This is a genomic window from Pseudomonas sp. BIC9C (assembly GCF_034541995.1).
GTDB classification, from domain to species: Bacteria; Pseudomonadota; Gammaproteobacteria; order Pseudomonadales; family Pseudomonadaceae; genus Aquipseudomonas; species Aquipseudomonas fluorescens_CC.
Map to the genome: position 1 here is coordinate 1 of NZ_JAWDGM010000004.1, position 19,853 is coordinate 19,853.

Consider the following 19,853-nt stretch of genomic DNA (forward strand, 5'->3'; position numbering starts at 1 on the left):
TGTTGACGCTGACCATCGACCGCCCGGACAAGCTCAACGCGCTGAATAACGCCATGTACACGCAACTGGCCGACCTGTTGCTGGCTGCAGACGAAGACGCGCAGACCGGCGTGATCATCCTCACCGGCGGCCCGGCCTGCTTTACCAGCGGCAATGACCTGGTGGATTTCCTCCAGCATCCGCCGACGCATCTGGACGCCCCGGCGTTCCGCCTGATGAAAGTCGTCACGCGCCTGCAAAAGCCGCTGATTGCGGCAGTCTGCGGGGCCGCCATCGGCATCGGCACCACGTTGCTGTTGCATTGCGACCAGGTGCTGGTCACCCGCAACGCCAAGTTGCGCATGCCGTTCGTCAACATCGGCCTGTGCCCCGAATTTGGCGCCAGCCTGTTGCTGCCACGCCGGCTCGGCCATGCCCGTGCCGCGAGCCTGCTCCTGTTGGGCAATGGCCTGGACGGCAATGAAGCGGTGGCCTGGGGCCTGGCCAACGAAGCCTTCGATGACGGCGAACAATGCCTGGCGGCGGCCACAACAATCGCCCGGCGCTTTCTGGCCATGCCCCAGCAAGCCTTGCGCCAATCGCGGCAACTGATGAAACAGGCTTCCCTGGCCGAACTGGAAGCCACCCTGCGCGAAGAAAACACCCTGTTCATTCAGCGCTTGAACACCGACGAGGCGAAAACCGCCTTGAACGCCCTGCTCAATCGCAGTACAGATAAGAATCCACCGAAAGGAAACCAGCCATGAACACTCCGGAAATCTACGTCGTCAGTGCCGCCCGTACCGCCATCGGTACCTTCGGCGGTTCGCTCAAGGACGTGCCACTGGCCGACCTGGCGACCACGGCCGTAAAAGCGGCCCTGCAACGGGCCGCCGTGGACCCGGCGCTCGTTGGCCATCTGGTGATGGGCAACGTGATCCCGACCGAAACCCGCGACGCCTACATCTCCCGCGTCGCGGCGATGAATGCCGGCATCCCCAAGGAAACCCCTGCCTACAACGTCAACCGCCTGTGCGGTTCGGGCCTGCAAGCCATCATCAACGCTGCGCAGACACTGCTGCTGGGCGATGCTGAAATCGTCGTGGGTGCCGGTGCCGAATCCATGAGCCGCGGTCCCTACCTGATGCCTTCGGCCCGTTGGGGTTCGCGCATGGGCAACGCCCAGGTCATCGACTACATGCTCGGGATCCTGCATGACCCCTTCCATGGCATCCACATGGGCATCACCGCCGAGAACGTCGCCGAGCGCAATGGCATCACCCGCCAGATGCAGGACGCCCTGGCCCTGGAAGACCAGAAACGCGCCGCCCATGCGATTGCCAACGGCTACTTCGGCGAGCAGATCGCGACCGTGGAAATCCAGGATCGCAAGGGCACCAAACTGTTCAGCGTCGACGAGCATCCGCGCGCCACGTCCCTGGAACAGCTGGCGGCGATGAAGCCGGCGTTCAAGAAGGACGGCTCGGTCACCGCCGGCAACGCCTCGGGCCTCAACGACGGCGCCGCCGCACTGGTCATGGCCACCGGCAACGCGGTCCAGGCCAATAACCTGAAACCCCTTGCCCGCCTGGTCAGCTACGCCCATGCCGGCGTCGAACCGGAATTCATGGGCCTGGGCCCGATCCCGGCCACGCGCCTGGCGCTCAAGCGCGCCGGCCTGACCATCGCCGACCTGGACGTGATCGAAGCCAACATCGCCTTCGCCGCCCAGGCCTGCGCCGTCAGCCAGGAACTGGACCTCGACCCAGCCAAGGTCAACCCGAACGGTTCCGGCATCGCCCTGGGCCACCCGGTAGGCGCAACCGGCGCAATCATCGCCACCAAGGCCATCCACGAACTGCACCGCACCGGTGGCCGTTACGCGCTGGTGACCATGTGCATTGGTGGTGGTCAGGGGATTGCGGCGATTTTTGAGCGGGTTTGAAAGGGCTGACTTGGGGCTTTAACCGCGTACATATCCATTGCTGCGGTTACGGCCACTTATGGTTTCGCCCTTACGGCGAGTTACTTTGGAAAAGCGCCAAAGTAACCAAAACGCTTTGCCCCTGACGTTCGGTGCCTCGCTTAGGCTCGGCATGCCCTCCTTCCGGTCCTGCTCCGTGGGCCCGCCGCCATCGGCCATCCATGGCCGGCGGCGGCTAAACCGGCATCCATGCCGGTTTGCCCACTGCGCAGAACCTCCACTCGGCCTCTCGAGGGGGCAAGAAGATCAAAAGCCAAAGCCAAAGCGAGGCGGCCTGACAGCCGACCTGGCTTTGGCTGGCGTCCCCGATTCCCTGTAGGAGCGAGCCTGCTCGCGATGGACGTCAACGATGACGCGGGGTGTCTGGATGAACACGTTGTCTGGGCATTTTTCGCGAGCAAGCTCGCTCCTACAGAAAATTGAGTACAGCCACGATAGCCAGGTCGGCCCGCAGCAGGCCGCCTCGCTTTTGCTTTTGCTTTTGCTTTTGCTTTTGATCTGCCCTGCCCCGTCGAGAGGCCGAGCGCAGGTTCTGCGCAGTGGGCAACCCGGCATGGATGCCGGGTTAGCCGCGTACGGCCATGGATGGCCGATCGCGGCGGGCCCACGGAGCAGGACCGGAGCGAGGGAACCCTGAGCCTAAGCGAAGGGCCGTACGTCAGGGGATAAAGCGCTTGGTTACTTGGCGCTTCTCCAAGTAACCCGCCGTAAAGGCGGAACCAATAGTGGCCATCACCACAACAATGGATATGCCCACCATCCAAAAACCCGACCAACTGTCACGCCGCCTTCACAAGCAGGCTCGCTCCCCCGAGATCCCCCCAAAAAAAACGGCCAACCCGAAAACCGGATCAGCCGTCATTGACTCACCAAATCAAACAGCAATCACGCACTCAGCGAATACACCAACGCCGAAATCGCCACCAAGCCCACCGCCGTCACAAAGACGTTGGACGCCTGACCGCGATAGCGTGCCATCGCCGGCACCTTGCGGATGGCGTACATCGGCATCAGGAACAGGATCGCCGCAATCACCGGACCACCCAGGGTTTCGATCATCCCGAGAATGCTCGGATTGAGTGTCGCGACGATCCAGCACACCACCAGCATGAACGCAGCGGTCATGCGGTCCAGCGACTTGGCGGATGGACGCTTGCCGCTCTTGACGATCAGGCCCTTGAGGCCTTCGCTGGCGCCGATGTAGTGCCCCAGGAACGACTTGGAAATGGCCACGAAGGCAATCAACGGCGCCGCAAAGGCGATGGTCGGATTGCTGAAGTGGTTGGCCAGGTACGACAGGATCGACAGGTTCTGCGCCTTGGCTTCAGCCAGTTGCGCTGGCGACAGGGTCAGCACACAGCTGAAGACGAAGAACAGCACCATCACCACCATCAGCAGGTGGGCGCGGGACAGGATCTGCGAGCTGCGCTCCTCGGCATGCTCCCCGTAGCGACGCTTCTGGTCCACGGCGAACGCCGAAATGATCGGCGAGTGGTTGAACGAGAACACCATCACCGGAATCGCCAGCCACAAGGTGTGCAGCAACGCCGACGGCGCCGGCACGCTGCTGGCGGTGGTCAGGATACCGCCGTTCCAGTGGGGAATCAGGTACACCGCCAGAAACAGCAGGGCGACGATGAACGGGTAGACCATCAGGCTCATGGCCTTGACGATCAGTTGCTCACCGCAACGCACCACGGCCAGCAGGCCGAGGATCAGCACCAGCGACAGCACGGCACGCGGTGGCGGCATGATGTGCAGTTGATGCTCGAGGAAACTGCCCACGGTGTTGGTCAGGGCCACGCTGTAGATCAGCAGGATCGGGAAAATGGCGAAGAAGTACAGCAAGGTGATCAGCGCGCCGGCCTTGATCCCGAAATGCTCCTCCACCACCTCAGTGATGTCGGCGCCTTCGCGCCCGGACAGCACGAAACGGGTCAGCCCGCGGTGTGCGTAGAAGGTCATCGGGAACGCCAGCAACGCCAGGACCAGCAGCGGCCAGAATCCGCCCAGGCCTGCGTTGATCGGCAAAAACAGGGTTCCCGCACCAATCGCCGTGCCAAACAGGCCCAGCATCCAGGTAGTGTCTTGGCGGTTCCAGCTCGAAAGTGTCGCTGGTGTTGCTGCTACATAGCGTTTGTTGACGCTATTGGCCTGATCATTCATCCGGTGGGATCTCCACATTCCGGTCACTTGCCACCCGGCCGGGACGCGTCGGAATACCCGACAGGCAGCGCCCTGGCCGAAACAGGGGCGCGATTCTGGAGGATTACTGAACAGAAGCAAAGACTTAGGTGAGGAACGGTGGTACCAGGTTGCACCTCTGCACCCTACCACTGTAGGAGCGAGCTTGCTCCGGGCGGCGTTCCGACGATGGTCGTCAACGATAACGCTGGAAACCAGACACCCCGCGGTGCTCGCGGGTTTCTCGCGAGCGAGCTCGCTCCTACAGGGGGTCGCAATCAACGCCAGCCGACGATGTGCGCTTGATAAAGGTTAAACGTCATGTATTTTTAACTGACCTGTATCTTTCCGGAGTCTTCCCATGCCACTGGTTCGCGTCGACATCAAAAAACATCAGGACCCCACCCACGCCAAACGCATCGGCCAATTGATCTACGCCGCCATGCACAACACCATCGGCGTGCCGGAGAACGATAATTTCCAGATCCTGGCCGAACACGATGAGCAGCATTTCATCTTTGATCCCGGTTATCTGGGCATCAACCGCACGGACCAGTTGGTGGTGATCCAGATCACCATGAGCGAGGGGCGAACCGTCGAGCAGAAAAAAAACCTCTACAAAAACATCGCCGAAAGCCTTCACGCAGAGCTGGCCGTGCGCCTGGAGGATGTTTTCATCAATCTGGTGGAAGTGAAAAAAGAGAACTGGTCGTTCGGCAACGGGATTGCCCAATACGCCCTCTGACGTTCAACCTGTAGACCCGAGAGTGACCCATGCCCCGAGTTTCCCGCAAACAAGCCGACCTCAACCGCGAGATCATCGTCGATGCCGCCACACGGCTGTTTCGCGAACGCGGTTTGCACGGGATCAGTGTTGTCGATGTGATGGCTGCCGCGGGCCTGACCCACGGCGGCTTCTACGGGCACTTCGAATCCAGGGAAGCCCTGGCACAAGAGGCCAGTGGCCGGGCTTTCGAGCAAGCCGCGCAACGCTGGCAAGCGCGGGTGGCCGAGCATGACAGCAAGGACGCTGCCCGCCGCGCCGTGATCGGACCGTACCTGTCCAATGAAAGCCGGGACAATCCGGGCGACAGCTGCCCGGTGGTGGCCTTTGCCGGGGACATGTGCCACGAGGCCGCCGAGAGCGGTTTGCGTCAAACCTATATGCAGGGCCTGAACAACCTGCTCGACTCGCTCGGCTCGCTACTGGATACAGAGGACGAAGCCGGTAAACGGCAGCAGGCACTGGTGCAGTATTCGCTGATGTTCGGCGCGCTGATGCTGTCCCGGGCCACCCGCGGCGACCCGCTGTCGGATGAAATTCTAGAGGCTGCCCGGGCCGCTCTCGCGCAGTCCAGGTAAAGCGACCTCGATCCACGCCAAAAAATCGCAGGCTTCGCCAGCCCCCCACACTGAGCGCGGCGACCACTATGTCGCGCTGCCCGCCGTTGCGCAGGCGCTGTCGCGGGCTGCGATCACTGGTGGTTGCCAAGCTATCCTTAAATCAGCAATCTCAAACGATGTTCGAGCCGATTTTTCGATGCCCACAGGGAGCCAAGCATGCCTGCAACCGTTCTGGTACTGGTTGAAACCATCAATGATTACCTGCCTATCCTCGAACATCAGGGCTTCCACCTGATTCTGGCCCCGACGCCCGCCGAGCGCGCCGAAGCCATCGCCCGGCACGCCGGCCAGATCGACGCCGTCCTCACCCGTGGCCCATTGGGGCTGTATGCCGATGAAATCGCCGCGCTGCCCAACCTCAAGATCATCTGCGTGATTGGCGCCGGCTATGAACACGTCGACCTGCAGGCCGCCGCCGACCGGGGCATCACCGTTACCAATGGCGCCGGGGTCAACGCCTCGTCCGTCGCCGACCATGCCATGGCGCTGCTGCTGTCGCTGGTTCGCGACGTCCCGCGCTGTGATGCCGCCGTACGGCGTGGCGAGTGGCCGAAGATCATGCGCCCTTCCCTCGCCGGCAAACGCCTGGGCATCCTTGGTCTCGGCGCGGTCGGCATGGCCATCGCCAAACGTGCCGGCGCCGGTTTCGACATGAGCATTTGCTACCACAACCGCCAGCATCGCAGCGATGTGCCCCACACGTTCTGCTCGACCCCGACCGAACTGGCGCGCGCCTCGGACTTCCTGATCGTCGCCACGCCCGGCGGCCTGGGTACCAAGCACCTGGTCAATCGCCAGGTACTCGACGCGTTGGGCCCCCAGGGATTTATCGTCAACATTGCCCGGGCCAGCGTGGTTGTCACCGCCGACCTGATCACCGCCCTGGAGCAACGCCGGATCGCAGGCGCCGCGCTGGATGTGTTCGACGCCGAACCGAAGGTGCCGGATGTGCTCAAGACCCTGAGCAACGTGATCCTCACGCCCCATGTCGCCGGGTTGTCCCCGGAAGCCACCCAGGGCACCGTCGAACTGGTGGGCAAGAACCTCGTGGCGTTTTTCTCCAGACAACCGGTGCTGACGCCGATTGTCTTGCCACCCGCCATGAACCGGGTTGCCCATTGACGGCGATTCAAACAGCTGTATCAAAAGCAATGATTGGCCGGCAACACGCTCACCTATAAGAGCCGTTCGCGGTTGTGGGTGCGCCGTGTGCGCATTAGATTAGCCAATAGTTTCAGGCCTCCAGAATAAGCAGAAGGGATAAGCATGGCGCTTAATGACCAGTCCACCCGTATCCGCACCGGCGAAGAGCTCGATGTCAGCCTGATCGATCCGTACCTCAAGGTCCATATTCCGGGGCTCAGCGGCTTGCCACAGATCAGCCAGTTTCCGGGTGGCGCTTCAAACCTCACCTACCTGCTGGAATACCCCGAACAGGAATTCGTCCTGCGTCGCCCGCCCTTTGGCCACAAAGCCAAATCCGCCCACGACATGGGCCGTGAATTCCGCATCCTCAATCAACTGCGCGACGGTTTTCCGTATTGCCCCAAAGCCTATGTGCACTGCACTGACGAATCGGTGATCGGTGCCGAGTTCTATGTCATGGAACGGGTCAACGGCATCATCCTGCGCTCGGACCTGCCGCTGGAACTGGGCCTGGATTCGGCGAAAACCGAAGCCCTGTGCAAGAGCTTCATCGACAAGTTCGTGGAACTGCATCGCGTCGACTACAACGCCTACGGCCTGGCTGACCTCGGCAAACCCGAAGGTTACGTGGCGCGGCAGATCAAAGGCTGGAGCGATCGCTACGAAAAAGCCCTGACCCCCGATGCGCCGCAATGGGACGTGGTCAAGGCCTGGCTCAACGACAAGATGCCGGCCGACCATCCGACCTCCAGCATCGTGCACAACGATTACCGCTTCGACAACGTGATCCTCGACCCGAACAACCCGATGCAGATCATCGGCGTGCTCGACTGGGAACTGACCACCCTCGGCGACCCGCTGATGGACCTGGGCAACACCCTGGCCTACTGGATCGAAGCCGATGACCCGGCGCCGGTGCAGATGATGCGCCGCCAGCCGAGCCATGCGCCGGGCATGTTGACCCGCCGCGAGTTCGTCGATTACTACGCCGAACGTTCGGGCATCCGCATCGACAATTTCGACTTCTACTACACCTACGGCCTGTTCCGCCTGGCCGGCATCGTGCAGCAGATCTACTACCGCTTCTACCATGGCCAGACCCAGGACAAACGCTTCGCGCAGTTCATTCACATGAACAAGCTGCTGGAGCAGATGAGCTTGCAAGTCATCCACAAATCCACCCTGTAGGAGCGAGTTTGCTCGCGAAGGTCGTGAACGATAACGCGCACTGACTGCCCTCAACTGAACAGCATCGGCCACAACCCCGGCATTCGACTCAATAACAAGGAAAACCCATGTCCAAGACTCAGTTGTTCGACCTCGACGGCAAGATCGCTTTCGTCTCCGGCGCCAGCCGTGGCATCGGTGAAGCCATCGCCAAACTGCTGGCCCAGCAAGGCGCCCACGTGATCGTGTCGAGCCGCAAACTTGAAGGCTGCCAGCACGTCGCCGATGCGATCATCGCCGCCGGCGGCAAGGCCACCGCCATCGCCTGCCACATCGGCGAAATGGAGCAGATCAGCCAGGTTTTCGCCGGCATCAAGGAACAATTCGGCCGCCTCGACATCCTGGTCAACAACGCCGCGACCAACCCGCAGTTCTGCAACGTGCTGGACACCGACCTCGGCGCCTTCCAGAAAACCGTCGACGTGAACATCCGCGGCTACTTCTTCATGTCAGTCGAAGCCGGCAAGCTGATGCGCGAAAACGGTGGCGGCAGCATCATCAACGTGGCGTCGATCAACGGTGTTTCGCCGGGCGTGTTCCAGGGCATCTACTCGGTGACCAAGGCTGCGGTGATCAACATGACCAAAGTCTTTGCCAAGGAATGTGCGCCGTTCGGGATTCGTTGCAACGCCCTGTTGCCGGGTTTGACCGACACCAAATTTGCTTCGGCACTGGTGAAGAACGAAGCGATTTTGAACACCGCGCTGCAGCAGATTCCGCTCAAGCGTGTGGCGGATCCGAGCGAGATGGCCGGGGCGGTGCTCTACCTGGCCAGCGATGCATCGAGCTACACCACCGGCGTTTCGCTGAATGTGGATGGCGGTTTCCTGTCCTGATCGTTTGAACAGCACAAATCCCTGTGGGAGCGAGCCTGCTCGCGAAAGCGGTGTATCAGTCGACATTGACGTTGAATGTGACGCCGTCATCGCGAGCAGGCTCGCTCCCACAGAGTGAAACCCCGATTTACTGCGTGACGCAGCGAGTCGTGGTGGTGATTCGAGTCACCTGCCCGTCTTCGCCTTGAGCATCGCCCAGCACATCGGTTTTATCCATGGCCTGGCAGGTGCGTTCAGGAGGGGGTGGAGTGACCGCTGGAGGGGGTGGCGGACTGGCACAACCGCCGAGAATCGCCACGCAGAATGCCAGCGACACAGGTGAGATAACGCGTTTCCCAAGAATTTTCATAGGTTGACCCGCGATGAGTGATCGACACATTTTTTGTGACAACAGAACCGGCGCGGAAAATCCACACACCTGTCAAAAAAATAAATATTTGCGAATCACTGATAGCCCAGCCGGTGACCGATGCCAGTAAAAGCTGGCAGTTCTTACATCACCGGGTCAGGGCGTCGCTGGGAATTGCTCTGCAGTTCATCGCGCAACTCTTCGATCAGGGCCACGACCGTTTCGTCGCACTGCAGCGCGCTCATGATCAGGCCACTGACCTGCTGCACTTGTTCAGCCCAAGAGCCACTACTGCGGGTCGACACATCAATTTGCACCCTGCGCCTTAGTGCATTTACACCTTATTCGAGAACAGCCCCCGCTCCCGCGCCCAGACAATCGCCTCGCTGCGGCTATGCACATCGATTTTCGAATACACCGCCGCCACATGATTGCGCACCGTGTTCGGCGCGAGTTTCAGGCGAGCGGCGATTTCCTTGTCGGCCCGGCCTTTGCAAATCAGGCCCAGCACTTCGCGCTCACGGGCGGTCAGGTCGGTGAAGGACACACTGGGCAACTTCGGTGAATTGACGTTCTTCACGTTGGCCAGCTTTTCGATCAGCGTGCGGCTGAACCATGAGGCGTCCTTCATCGCTTCCTCGATGGCCGACACCAGTTCCAGCTCGGTGCGCCTACGCTCGGTGATGTCCATCAGTACCAGCAGATAGCACGGGTTGTCTTGAATGTTCACAGTGTCCGCCGACACGGTGCAATCGATCAGCCCGGCGTCTTTTCTGCGTACGCGCACATCGACGCGGTCCAGACTGCCGGTTTTCTCCAGCGTGGCGAACAGCCAGATCCGCGCGTTTTTGTCATCAATGAAGTCGATCTGCGCAATGCTGATCCCAAGCACTTCTTCACTGGGATAACCCAGGGTATCGAGGAACGCTTCGTTGACGTCCAGTACCCGTTGATCAGCCGCGCTGCACAGCAGAATCGGCACTGGGGACAGGCGAAACGCTGTGGCGAAGCGTTGCTCGGCGCTGGCCCGGTCGGTGACATCGTCCATGATCAACACCAGCGATTCCGGCTCGCCACGGCTGTCGGCCAATACCAGGCTGCGCACGCGATGGACCCAGGTACGCTCTTCATTCGCCGACGACGTCACTTCCACCAGCACATCGCTGAACGTCTCGCCGCGCCCCAGCCGGTTGATCGGGTAGCTGTCGACGGGCACCCCATGGTTGTTGCGATAGCGCAAGGCGAAGCGCTTGGCATACGCCTTGGCGTTGGCACCCAGGTCACTGACTTGCGCAACACCGTGCATGGCCAGTGCCGCCTCGTTGGCCCACAGAATGTTCTGGTCGGGATCGAGCAGTATCACCCCGTCGGACAGACCGGCGATGATCTGCTGCAACTGGCGGCGATTGGTTTCCGTGGTCAAAACGTCCTGGCTCATGGTGACTCCACAAGTAGGGGGAGCCCGTGAAGAGTAAGACCGCAGACCCGTCTGATCGTGCGAAGAACCGGTGGGATCTTCATCATTTTCGGGATGTCTGACTAATGCACGTTCAGCGCCCCCTCCAGCCCCGCCAGCTTGTCCGGATTGCGCATGATGAAGATCCGGCTCACCCGCCCCGCCTCATCGAAGCCAAAGGTCATCGAGGCCGTGATAACGCCGTCGGCCTTGATGACGACACCTTGGGCACCATTGATTTCAATGGGCAGCCATTCACACGCCTGCCAATAGGTGTGCAACGACTGAGCGACGAAATCCAGCACGCGCGCGATACCCGACAGGGTTTCGCGGATGGCCGGGGCCTTGCCGCCGCTGTCGGCGCAGAGTTCAACGTCTTCGCTCAGCATGGCACTCAAGGTAACGGTCGAGCCGTTGGCGATAGCGCCGTGAAACGCACTCAGCAATTGAGTTTGACGCATGGGCTCCGGTTGGTAACGGGCGTGTCCGTTGCCCAGGCTCGTCTTGGCCCGGGACACCAGTTTGCGGCAAGCCGCTTCCTGCACCCCGACCGCATCGGCGACCTGCGGGTAATCCATGTCAAAGATTTCGTGGAGCAGGTACGCCGCGCGCTCCTTGGGTGTCAGGCGCTCCAGCAGCAACATGAACGCGGTGGACAATGACGAAGCCAGCTCGAGCCTGTGCTCGGGTGAGTCCTGATGGGTGGTATGAATCGGCTCCGGCAGCCAGGTACCGATGTAGTCGACCCGGGATGTGTGCGCCGAGCGCAGCACATCGATGCAGTGCCGGGTGCAGGCCGTGGTCAGCCAGGCGGCCGGCGTGGCGATGGAGGCCCGGTCGGCCTCCAGCCACTTGATGAACAACTCTTGCACCGCATCCTCGGCTTCGGCGCGCGAACCGAGGATGCGATAGGCCAGGCCGAGCAAAAAGGGTCGGCGCTGCTCGAACACAATGACGACGTTTTCAGCGAAGTTCATCAATCAGTGCCTCGACACCTGCAAGCGGTTCCACAGGTTGATCATGCCGATCTCGGCCGTCAAGGCACCGATCTGTTCATCGTTGAAATGCGCCCTCAGCTCACCGCGCAGGCTGGCGTAATCGGTTTTTTCATCCAGCACCGTCAAGGCTTCGGTCCACGCCAGCGCGGCGCGCTCCGAATGGCTGAAATCACTGACATGACGCCAGACGATCAGGCGATCCAGACGCTCATTGGTTTCATTGGCTTCCCGGGCTTCGCGGGTGTGCATCTTCACGCAGAAACCGCACTGGTTGATCTGCGAGGCGCGCAGATGGATCAAGTGCTTGAGGGAGGGATCGAGATCATGCTGATCGAGCACGACATGGACCCGGGTCAGGCTTTCGAAAACCTGTGGGATCGATTGCAGCAGGTTGACCGGTTGGGTGTTGGACGACATCGCGTTGCTCCACTGATTGAGGGATTCAACAGGATGACGATTGAGGATTGCGCGTTGTGACGTGCGCCGAACAATTCAGCGCACGTCACAGAGTTCAGCCCACCAACGCCCCCTTGGCCACCGCCGCCGAAGCCGCCAGCATTGCCCGCAACAGCACGGCACACCCGGCCGCCAGGTCATCCGGCGCGGCGTTTTCGATTTCGTTGTGGCTGATGCCGCCTTCGCACGGCACGAAGATCATCCCGGCCGGGCCGAGTTCGGCGAGGAAGATGGCGTCGTGCCCTGCACCACTGACGATGTCCATGTGCGAAAGGCCCAGGCCTTGGGCGGCGCCGCGCACGGCTTCGACGCAGCCCTTGTCAAAGTACAGCGGCGGGAAGTCGGCGGTTGGGGTCAGTTCGAACGTCAGGCCGTGTTCTTCGCAGGTGGTTTCGATGACTTCGCGTACTTCGGCGATCATCGAGTCCAGGCGTGCCGGTTCCAGATGGCGGAAGTCCAGGGTCATGCGCACCTCGCCCGGGATGACGTTGCGCGAGCCGGGATAGGCTTGCAGGCAACCGACAGTGCCGCAGGCGTGGGGTTGATGACCGAGGGCGGCGCGGTTGACCGCACCGACAATCACCGCGGCACCGACCAGGGCATCCTTGCGCAGGTGCATCGGGGTCGGGCCGGCGTGGGCTTCGACGCCACGCAGTTTCAGGTCGAACCACTTCTGCCCGAGGGCGCCCATGACCACGCCTATGGTCTTGCGTTCGTCTTCAAGGATCGGGCCTTGCTCGATGTGGGCTTCGAAATAGGCGCCCACCGCATGGCCGCTGACCTGACGCGGGCCCGCGTAGCCGATGGCGTTCAACGCTTGCCCCACGGTGATGCCATCGGCATCGACCTTGGCCAGGGTTTCCTCGAGGGTGAATTTTTCGGCGAACACGCCGGAGCCCATCATGCACGGGGCGAAGCGCGAACCTTCTTCGTTGGTCCAGACCACCACTTCCAGCGGTGCTTCGGTCTCGATGTTCAGGTCATTGAGGGTGCGCAGCACTTCGACGCCGGCCAATACACCGAAGCAGCCATCGAACTTGCCGCCGGTGGGCTGGGTATCGATGTGACTGCCAGTCATCACCGGCGGCAGGTCGGGATTGCGCCCGGGGCGACGGGCGAAGATATTGCCGACGGCGTCGACGCTGACGGTGCAGCCGGCATCGATACACCATTTGACGAAGATGTCCCGGGCCTGGCGGTCGAGATCGGTCAGGGCCAGGCGACACACGCCCCCCTTGACCGTGGCGCCAAGCCTGGCCAGTTCCATGAGCGACTGCCACAGGCGGTCGCGGTTGATGTGCTGATGGCTGGACTGCAGAACGTCGACGGCAGCGTTCATGATGATCTCCTCAGGCTGTTCTTATGGATTTCTTCAGGCAATCGGTCGGTGATATTGAGGCCTCATCGCGGGCAAGCCCGCTCCCACAGGTTTTGTGAACACCCGAGAACCCTGTGGGAGCGGGCTTGCCCGCGATGAGGCCCTCCCTTATACCGGTGATTTCGCGACAGACGGACTAGGCCGCATCACACTCAACCCGTAATAAATCACCCCACCAAGGGCCGAGCCGGTAAACCAGCCATAGCTGTAGAACCAGCTGAACGCATCGCTGCCCAGGGACAGCAGCGTCAACACCACCGGTACGCCGAAGGCCATGAAACCGCACCAGTTCCACGCCGGGTACACGTCATCGCGGTACAGGCCGGCAAGGTCCAGTTGTTGTTTCTTGATCAGGAAATAGTCCACCACCATGATCCCGGCAATCGGCCCCAGCAGACTGGAATACCCAAGCAACCAGTTGGAATAAACGGTTTCCAGACTGACATCCGAGACGATCAGGCCAAGCTTTTTCAGCAGTTCATGGGCCATCAACGCCAATCCGACGAATCCGGTAAGCAGCACGGCGTTGGTGCGGTTGATCACCTTGGGCGCGATGTTCTGGAAGTCATTGGTCGGCGACACGATATTCGCTGCGGTATTGGTCGACAGCGTGGCGATGATGATCAGCGCCATCGCCAGTGCAACCCACACCGGGCTCTGGATATGACCGATCAGGGTCACCGGATCGGACACCGTGACGCCCACCAGTTTCACTGAGGCCGCGGTCATCACCACGCCGAGCGAGGCAAACAGAAACATGGTCAGCGGCAGGCCGATGATCTGCCCGACAATCTGGTCCTTCTGGCTTTTTGCGTAGCGGCTGAAATCCGGAATGTTCAGTGACAGCGTGGCCCAGAAGCCGACCATCGCGGTCAGCCCGGCGGCGAAGTAGCTGGCCACGCCGGCGCCTTCGGGGCGCTTGGCCGGAATCGCCAGCAATTCGGTCATCGACACGCTGGGCATTGCCCAGACCAACAAGCCTACGCCCACCAGCACCAACAGCGGAGCCGACAGGGTTTCCAGCCATTTGATCGACTCGGCGCCGCGAATCACCACCCACAGGTTCAGCGCCCAGAACACCATGAAGCCGATGACCTCGCCGGTGCCGCCCAGAGACTTCCAGCCCTCGAACACCGAACCGAGGAACAGGTGAATCGCCAGCCCGCCGAACATGGTCTGGATGCCGAACCAGCCACAGGCCACCAGGGCGCGGATCAGGCAAGGAATGTTGGAACCGAGCACACCGAAGGACGAGCGCAGCAACACCGGAAAGGGAATGCCGTACTTGGTGCCGGGAAAGGCGTTCAGTGTCAGGGGAATCAGCACGATGATGTTGGCAAAAAGAATCGCCAGCAGCGCTTCACCGACGGTCAGGCCGAAGTACGCGGTCAACACCCCGCCAAGGGTGTAGGTCGGCACGCAGATCGCCATGCCCACCCATAACGCGGTGATGTGCCATTTGTTCCAGGTCCGCTCACGCACCCTGGTCGGTGCTATGTCGTGGTTGTAACGGGGACTGTCGAGGACATCGCTGCCGGCTTCCAGCTCAAACAAGCCGTCGCGCTCGGTCACTTGCGATCTGATCTGTTGCATGGCCGCTCCACTGTTCTTTGAATTATTTTTTTGCTCATCGCAGGCTCGCGGCATCAATAAACGTGCCGGGTGCCCCGTTTGCGCATCGGGCAGTTCCATAAACACTTTGTAAACAACTGATGTTTATCAGTTTTATTGGGTCAACGAGGCAGTCCTCGGTGCAGTCCTCAGTTGCATGTCTTGCCACTCAGGCCGAATGCCAGCCAAGTTGTCCGAACAGTCAGGACTCAATCTGGTGCATTGATCTTTTTTTCAAAGTCGCGCATCAACCATAGACCATCCACAAACAACTGATTTCACGTAAGAAATCTTGACCATATTTCGAACCTGTCAAGTGCGTCAAAATGGTGAGAGACCTCACCATTTTGGTGATTCAGACTTTTAATACTTATTTATCAATTAGTTAATACAGTCATAAGCTTATAAAAAATATTCTTGCTCATTCCCGGAACTCAGACTAGCTTTTATTCCTGACAGCACTGACAGGAATACACCTGTTGACGCTGGCGTCATATAAAACATCTAGAACTGGCACAAGCCGGTCATTGCCTGCGAGGAACTCGGAATGTCTCTGTTGATCCGTGGCGCCACCGTTATTACCCATGATGAAAGTTATCGCGCCGATGTGTATTGCGCAGACGGCGTGATCAAGGCCATCGGCGAAAACCTCGATGTTCCTCCAGGGGCTGAAGTGCTCGACGGCAGCGGTCAATACCTGATGCCCGGCGGCATCGACCCGCACACCCACATGCAACTGCCCTTCATGGGCACCGTGGCCAGCGAAGACTTTTACAGTGGCACGGCGGCGGGACTGGCCGGCGGCACCACCTCGATCATCGACTTCGTGATTCCCAATCCGCAGCAATCCTTGCTCGAAGCCTTCCATCAGTGGCGCGGCTGGGCCGAGAAGTCGGCGTCGGACTACGGTTTTCACGTCGCCATTACCTGGTGGAGCGAACAGGTCCGCGAGGAAATGGCCGAGCTGGTCAACCAACACGGCGTTAACAGCTTCAAGCATTTCATGGCCTACAAGAACGCGATCATGGCTGCCGATGACACCCTGGTGGCGAGTTTCGAACGCTGCCTGGAACTGGGCGCGGTGCCGACCGTTCATGCGGAAAACGGTGAACTGGTGTATCACCTGCAACGCAAGCTGATGGCCCAGGGCATCACCGGGCCGGAAGCGCATCCCCTGTCGCGCCCTTCACAGGTTGAAGGCGAGGCCGCGAGCCGGGCGATCCGCATCGCCGAAACCCTGGGTACGCCGCTGTACCTGGTCCACGTCTCGACCAAGGAGGCCCTGGATGAAATCACCTACGCCCGGGGCAAAGGCCAGCCGGTGTACGGCGAAGTGCTGGCCGGGCACCTGCTACTGGATGACAGCGTCTACCGCGATCCGGACTGGCAAACCGCAGCCGGTTATGTGATGAGCCCGCCGTTCCGTCCCCGCGGCCATCAGGAAGCACTCTGGCATGGCCTGCAATCGGGCAACCTGCACACCACCGCCACCGACCACTGCTGCTTCTGCGCCGAGCAAAAGGCCGCTGGCCGCGACGACTTCAGCAAGATCCCCAACGGCACCGCCGGCATCGAAGACCGCATGGCGGTGTTGTGGGATGAAGGCGTGAACACCGGACGCTTCTCGATGCAGCAATTCGTCGCGCTGACGTCCACCAACACGGCGAAGATCTTCAACCTCTACCCACGCAAAGGCGCGATCCGCGTCGGTGCCGATGCCGATCTGGTGCTGTGGGACCCGCAAGGCACGCGGACCATTTCCGCCAAGACCCACCATCAGCAGGTGGACTTCAACATCTTCGAAGGCAAGACCGTTCGCGGCGTGCCCAGCCACACCATCAGCCAGGGTCGCGTGGTCTGGGCCGACGGCGACCTGCGGGCCGAGCGTGGCGCCGGGCGGTATATCGAACGGCCGGCGTACCCGGCGGTGTTTGACTTGCTGAGCAAGCGGGCCGAGCAACACAAGCCGACTGCTGTGAAACGCTGAAATCGAGGCCTTCGGCCTTCGCGAGCAAGCCCGCTCCCACAGGGGAACGCGTTCCAAATGTGGGAGCGGGCTTGCTCGCGAAGAGGCCGGTACAGACAACAAAAAACAATGCCCATCAGAGGCAGCACCTCAAATCACCGTGAGGCCAAAACCGTGATCAAGACCCTGAGTCATCTCCCGCCCCCCTACGAGAACGCGGCCACCCTCGCCGGCCATTTCACCGATCTGGCGCCGCCGCTCAACGAACGCCAGGCGCACCTGGAAGCCTCGCGCTGCCTGTATTGCTACGACGCGCCGTGCGTGAATGCCTGCCCGAGCGAAATCGACATTCCCTCGTTCATCCGCAACATTGCGCAGGACAATGTGCAAGGCGCCGCGCAGAAGATCCTCTCGGCCAACATCCTCGGCGGCAGTTGCGCCCGGGTGTGCCCGACGGAAATCCTCTGCCAGCAAGCCTGCGTGCGCAACAACGCCCACGAATGTGCGCCGGTCATGATCGGCCTGTTGCAGCGCTACGCCGTGGACAACGCCCATTTCAGCGCCCACCCGTTCCAGCGTGCGGCCGCCACCGGCAAGCGCATCGCCGTGGTCGGTGCCGGTCCGGCCGGTTTGTCCTGCGCCCACCGCAGTGCCATGCACGGGCACGACGTGGTGATCTTCGAGGCGCGGGAAAAGGCTGGCGGCCTCAACGAATACGGAATCGCCAAATACAAACTGGTGGATGACTACGCGCAAAAGGAACTTGAGTTCCTGTTGCAGATTGGCGGCATCGAAATTCGCCACGGGCACAAGCTCGGGGAGAACCTGACCTTGAGCGAACTGCAACAACAGTTCGATGCGGTGTTCCTCGGCCTCGGGCTCAACGCCAGCAAACAACTGGGACTGCCCCACGAAGACGCACCCGGCCTGCTCGCCGCCACCGACTACATCCGCGAACTGCGCCAGGCCGATGACCTGACCCGACTGCCCCTGGCCGACCATTGCATCGTCCTCGGCGCGGGCAACACCGCCATCGATATGGCGGTGCAAATGGCCCGCCTCGGTGCCCGTGACGTGAATCTGGTGTACCGGCGCGGTGCCGAAGACATGGGCGCCACCCATCACGAACAGGAGATTGCCAAGGCCAATCAGGTGCGGCTGATGACCTGGGCTCAACCTGAAGAAGTGCTGCTCGATGACCAAGGTCACGTGCGCGGCATGCGATTCGCCCGCACCCATCTGGTCGAAGGTCGCCTCCAAACCACCGGTAAAACCTTCGAACTGGCCGCCGACGCAATCTTCAAGGCCATCGGCCAGGCCTTCGACAGCAGCGCCCTCGCCGATCCGCTGGCCCGTGAGCTCAAGCGCCAGGGCGAACGGATTGAGGTCGATGAAAACCTGCGCACCAGTATCCCCGGCGTGTATGCCGGCGGCGACTGCACCAGCCTCGATCAAGACCTTACCGTGCAAGCAGTGCAACACGGCAAACGCGCCGCCGAGGCGATCAACGCTCAACTGATGCTCAACGTGGAGGCTGCGTAAATGGCCGATCTATCGATAGTCTTCGCCGGCATCAAAGCGCCCAATCCTTTCTGGCTGGCCTCCGCGCCACCCACCGACAAAGCCTACAACGTGGTCCGCGCCTTCGAGGCGGGCTGGGGCGGCGTAGTCTGGAAAACCCTGGGTGAAGACCCGGCGGCGGTCAACGTGTCGTCGCGCTACTCGGCGCATTTCGGGGCTAACAGGGAGGTACTCGGTTTTAACAACATCGAACTGATCACCGACCGCTCGCTGGAGATCAACCTGCGGGAAATCACCCAGGTCAAAAAGGACTGGCCGGACCGTGCGCTGATCGTATCGTTGATGGTGCCCTGCGTCGAAGAATCCTGGAAAAACATCCTGCCGCTGGTGGAAGCCACCGGTGCCGACGGCATCGAGTTGAATTTCGGTTGCCCCCACGGCATGCCGGAACGGGGCATGGGCGCGGCAGTTGGCCAGGTGCCGGAATACGTGGAACAGGTCACCCGCTGGTGCAAGACGTATTGCTCTTTACCGGTGATCGTCAAGCTCACGCCGAACATCACCGACATCCGTGTCGCCGCCCGAGCAGCCCACCGTGGCGGTGCCGATGCGGTTTCGTTGATCAACACCATCAACTCGATCACCAGCGTCAACCTTGAACGCATGGTCGCCAACCCCATGGTCGGCGGCCAAAGTACCCACGGCGGTTACTGCGGCTCGGCGGTCAAGCCGATTGCCCTGAACATGGTCGCCGAAATCGCCCGTGATCCACAGACCCAGGGCCTGCCCATCAGCGGCATTGGCGGCATCGGCAATTGGCGCGACGCGGCGGAATTCATCGCGCTCGGCAGCGGCGCGGTGCAAGTGTGCACGGCGGCGATGCTGCATGGCTTCCGGATTGTCGAAGACATGAAGGACGGTTTGTCACGCTGGATGGACAGTCAGGGCTACGCCAGCATTTCGGAGTTTTCCGGCCGCGCGGTGGGCAACACCACGGACTGGAAGTACCTGGACATCAACTACCAGGTGATCGCGAAAATCGATCAGGAGGCGTGCATTGGTTGCGGTCGTTGCCATATCGCCTGTGAGGACACCTCGCACCAGGCCGTGGCCAGCCTCAAGCAGGCGGATGGCACTCACAAGTATCAAGTGATCGATGAGGAGTGCGTGGGCTGCAATCTGTGCCAGATCACCTGCCCGGTGCAGGACTGTATCGAGATGGTGCCGGTGGAGACTGGCAAGCCGTTCCTGGACTGGAACCATGATCCGAGGAATCCTTATCATGTCGCAATCTGAGTTCAGCGGCGCCTGAACCGACGCCTTCGCGAGCAAGCCCGCTCCCACATCTGGAATGCATT

General features: G+C 61.0%; 18 protein-coding genes. 10 read left to right on the top strand and 8 right to left on the bottom strand.

The window, feature by feature from the left end:
* The first annotated feature begins 2 nt into the window (after positions 1-2).
* Together RS887_RS17770 and RS887_RS17775 are read left to right on the top strand one after the other, a co-directional pair.
* The gene (locus RS887_RS17770) at positions 3-746 is read left to right on the top strand and encodes an enoyl-CoA hydratase-related protein (protein ID WP_322616355.1); all 744 of its coding nucleotides are present in this window, start codon (positions 3-5) and stop codon (positions 744-746) included.
* Positions 743-1,924, top strand: coding sequence for an acetyl-CoA C-acyltransferase family protein (locus RS887_RS17775; protein ID WP_322616356.1), 1,182 nt, complete (start codon positions 743-745; stop codon positions 1,922-1,924). Before RS887_RS17770 ends, RS887_RS17775 begins: the two co-directional genes overlap by 4 nt.
* 924 nt (positions 1,925-2,848) lie before the next feature.
* Here RS887_RS17775 and RS887_RS17780 read toward each other — a convergent pair.
* Positions 2,849-4,129 carry a serine/threonine transporter gene (locus RS887_RS17780; protein WP_322616357.1) on the bottom strand — a complete coding sequence of 427 codons (1,281 nt, stop codon included), beginning with the start codon at positions 4,127-4,129 and terminating at the stop codon, positions 2,849-2,851.
* 379 nt (positions 4,130-4,508) lie between these two features.
* Here RS887_RS17780 and RS887_RS17785 point away from each other — a divergent pair, with 379 nt between their 5' ends.
* The 5 genes from RS887_RS17785 to RS887_RS17805 all read left to right on the top strand — a co-directional run bounded on the left by RS887_RS17785 (position 4,509) and on the right by RS887_RS17805 (position 8,760).
* Positions 4,509-4,892 (top strand): tautomerase family protein, encoded by a 384-nt coding sequence (locus RS887_RS17785; RefSeq protein ID WP_322616358.1) that lies wholly within the window; start codon positions 4,509-4,511, stop codon positions 4,890-4,892.
* A 29-nt stretch (positions 4,893-4,921) separates the two neighbouring features.
* Positions 4,922-5,509, top strand: coding sequence for a TetR/AcrR family transcriptional regulator (locus RS887_RS17790; protein WP_322616359.1), 588 nt, complete (start codon positions 4,922-4,924; stop codon positions 5,507-5,509).
* A gap of 198 nt (positions 5,510-5,707) precedes the next feature.
* Complete coding sequence (locus RS887_RS17795; RefSeq protein ID WP_322616360.1) at positions 5,708-6,673, top strand: 2-hydroxyacid dehydrogenase; 966 nt, start codon at positions 5,708-5,710, stop codon at positions 6,671-6,673.
* A gap of 144 nt (positions 6,674-6,817) precedes the next feature.
* On the top strand, positions 6,818-7,885 hold the full coding sequence (locus RS887_RS17800) for a phosphotransferase family protein (protein ID WP_322616361.1): 1,068 nt from the start codon (positions 6,818-6,820) through the stop codon (positions 7,883-7,885).
* A 107-nt stretch (positions 7,886-7,992) separates the two neighbouring features.
* Positions 7,993-8,760 (top strand): SDR family oxidoreductase, encoded by a 768-nt coding sequence (locus RS887_RS17805; RefSeq protein WP_322616362.1) that lies wholly within the window; start codon positions 7,993-7,995, stop codon positions 8,758-8,760.
* Positions 8,761-8,887: 127 nt separating this feature from the next.
* On the opposite strand, the gene RS887_RS17810 is transcribed toward RS887_RS17805, so the two are convergent.
* The 7 genes from RS887_RS17810 to RS887_RS17840 all read right to left on the bottom strand — a co-directional run bounded on the left by RS887_RS17810 (position 8,888) and on the right by RS887_RS17840 (position 14,990).
* Positions 8,888-9,109 carry a hypothetical protein gene (locus RS887_RS17810; protein WP_322616363.1) on the bottom strand — a complete coding sequence of 74 codons (222 nt, stop codon included), beginning with the start codon at positions 9,107-9,109 and terminating at the stop codon, positions 8,888-8,890.
* Between the two features lie 143 nt (positions 9,110-9,252).
* On the bottom strand, positions 9,253-9,414 hold the full coding sequence (locus tag RS887_RS17815) for a hypothetical protein (protein WP_322616364.1): 162 nt from the start codon (positions 9,412-9,414) through the stop codon (positions 9,253-9,255).
* 29 nt (positions 9,415-9,443) lie between these two features.
* Positions 9,444-10,547, bottom strand: a complete 1,104-nt coding sequence (locus tag RS887_RS17820; RefSeq protein WP_322616365.1) for a helix-turn-helix transcriptional regulator — start codon at positions 10,545-10,547, stop codon at positions 9,444-9,446.
* Between the two features lie 101 nt (positions 10,548-10,648).
* On the bottom strand, positions 10,649-11,542 hold the full coding sequence (gene sigJ, locus RS887_RS17825; RefSeq protein ID WP_322616366.1) for an RNA polymerase sigma factor SigJ: 894 nt from the start codon (positions 11,540-11,542) through the stop codon (positions 10,649-10,651).
* A gap of 3 nt (positions 11,543-11,545) precedes the next feature.
* Positions 11,546-11,980, bottom strand: coding sequence for a carboxymuconolactone decarboxylase family protein (locus RS887_RS17830; RefSeq protein ID WP_322616367.1), 435 nt, complete (start codon positions 11,978-11,980; stop codon positions 11,546-11,548).
* 94 nt (positions 11,981-12,074) lie between these two features.
* On the bottom strand, positions 12,075-13,358 hold the full coding sequence (locus RS887_RS17835; protein WP_322616368.1) for a Zn-dependent hydrolase: 1,284 nt from the start codon (positions 13,356-13,358) through the stop codon (positions 12,075-12,077).
* A gap of 147 nt (positions 13,359-13,505) precedes the next feature.
* Positions 13,506-14,990, bottom strand: coding sequence for an NCS1 family nucleobase:cation symporter-1 (locus RS887_RS17840; protein ID WP_322616369.1), 1,485 nt, complete (start codon positions 14,988-14,990; stop codon positions 13,506-13,508).
* A 565-nt stretch (positions 14,991-15,555) separates the two neighbouring features.
* Between RS887_RS17840 and hydA the strand changes: the two genes are divergently transcribed.
* From hydA to preA, 3 genes are all read left to right on the top strand, one after another.
* The gene (hydA, locus tag RS887_RS17845) at positions 15,556-16,995 is read left to right on the top strand and encodes a dihydropyrimidinase (RefSeq protein WP_322616370.1); all 1,440 of its coding nucleotides are present in this window, start codon (positions 15,556-15,558) and stop codon (positions 16,993-16,995) included.
* A gap of 153 nt (positions 16,996-17,148) precedes the next feature.
* Positions 17,149-18,516 (top strand): NAD(P)-dependent oxidoreductase, encoded by a 1,368-nt coding sequence (locus RS887_RS17850; protein ID WP_322616371.1) that lies wholly within the window; start codon positions 17,149-17,151, stop codon positions 18,514-18,516.
* Positions 18,517-19,791, top strand: a complete 1,275-nt coding sequence (gene preA / locus RS887_RS17855; RefSeq protein WP_322616372.1) for an NAD-dependent dihydropyrimidine dehydrogenase subunit PreA — start codon at positions 18,517-18,519, stop codon at positions 19,789-19,791.
* The last annotated feature ends 62 nt before the right edge of the window (positions 19,792-19,853 follow it).

What these genes read in the sequence shown, in the direction of transcription:
- RS887_RS17795 (WP_322616360.1), top strand. Translation starts at nt 5,708, where the DNA reads ATGCCTGCAACCGTTCTGGTACTGGTTGAAACCATCAATGATTACCTG.
- RS887_RS17790 (WP_322616359.1), top strand. Translation starts at nt 4,922, where the DNA reads ATGCCCCGAGTTTCCCGCAAACAAGCCGACCTCAACCGCGAGATCATC.
- RS887_RS17820 (WP_322616365.1), bottom strand. Translation starts at nt 10,547, where the DNA reads ATGAGCCAGGACGTTTTGACCACGGAAACCAATCGCCGCCAGTTGCAG.
- RS887_RS17810 (WP_322616363.1), bottom strand. Translation starts at nt 9,109, where the DNA reads ATGAAAATTCTTGGGAAACGCGTTATCTCACCTGTGTCGCTGGCATTC.
- hydA (WP_322616370.1), top strand. Translation starts at nt 15,556, where the DNA reads ATGTCTCTGTTGATCCGTGGCGCCACCGTTATTACCCATGATGAAAGT.
- RS887_RS17785 (WP_322616358.1), top strand. Translation starts at nt 4,509, where the DNA reads ATGCCACTGGTTCGCGTCGACATCAAAAAACATCAGGACCCCACCCAC.
- RS887_RS17780 (WP_322616357.1), bottom strand. Translation starts at nt 4,129, where the DNA reads ATGAATGATCAGGCCAATAGCGTCAACAAACGCTATGTAGCAGCAACA.
- preA (WP_322616372.1), top strand. Translation starts at nt 18,517, where the DNA reads ATGGCCGATCTATCGATAGTCTTCGCCGGCATCAAAGCGCCCAATCCT.
- sigJ (WP_322616366.1), bottom strand. Translation starts at nt 11,542, where the DNA reads ATGAACTTCGCTGAAAACGTCGTCATTGTGTTCGAGCAGCGCCGACCC.
- RS887_RS17840 (WP_322616369.1), bottom strand. Translation starts at nt 14,990, where the DNA reads ATGCAACAGATCAGATCGCAAGTGACCGAGCGCGACGGCTTGTTTGAG.
- RS887_RS17835 (WP_322616368.1), bottom strand. Translation starts at nt 13,358, where the DNA reads ATGAACGCTGCCGTCGACGTTCTGCAGTCCAGCCATCAGCACATCAAC.
- RS887_RS17775 (WP_322616356.1), top strand. Translation starts at nt 743, where the DNA reads ATGAACACTCCGGAAATCTACGTCGTCAGTGCCGCCCGTACCGCCATC.
- RS887_RS17800 (WP_322616361.1), top strand. Translation starts at nt 6,818, where the DNA reads ATGGCGCTTAATGACCAGTCCACCCGTATCCGCACCGGCGAAGAGCTC.
- RS887_RS17830 (WP_322616367.1), bottom strand. Translation starts at nt 11,980, where the DNA reads ATGTCGTCCAACACCCAACCGGTCAACCTGCTGCAATCGATCCCACAG.
- RS887_RS17805 (WP_322616362.1), top strand. Translation starts at nt 7,993, where the DNA reads ATGTCCAAGACTCAGTTGTTCGACCTCGACGGCAAGATCGCTTTCGTC.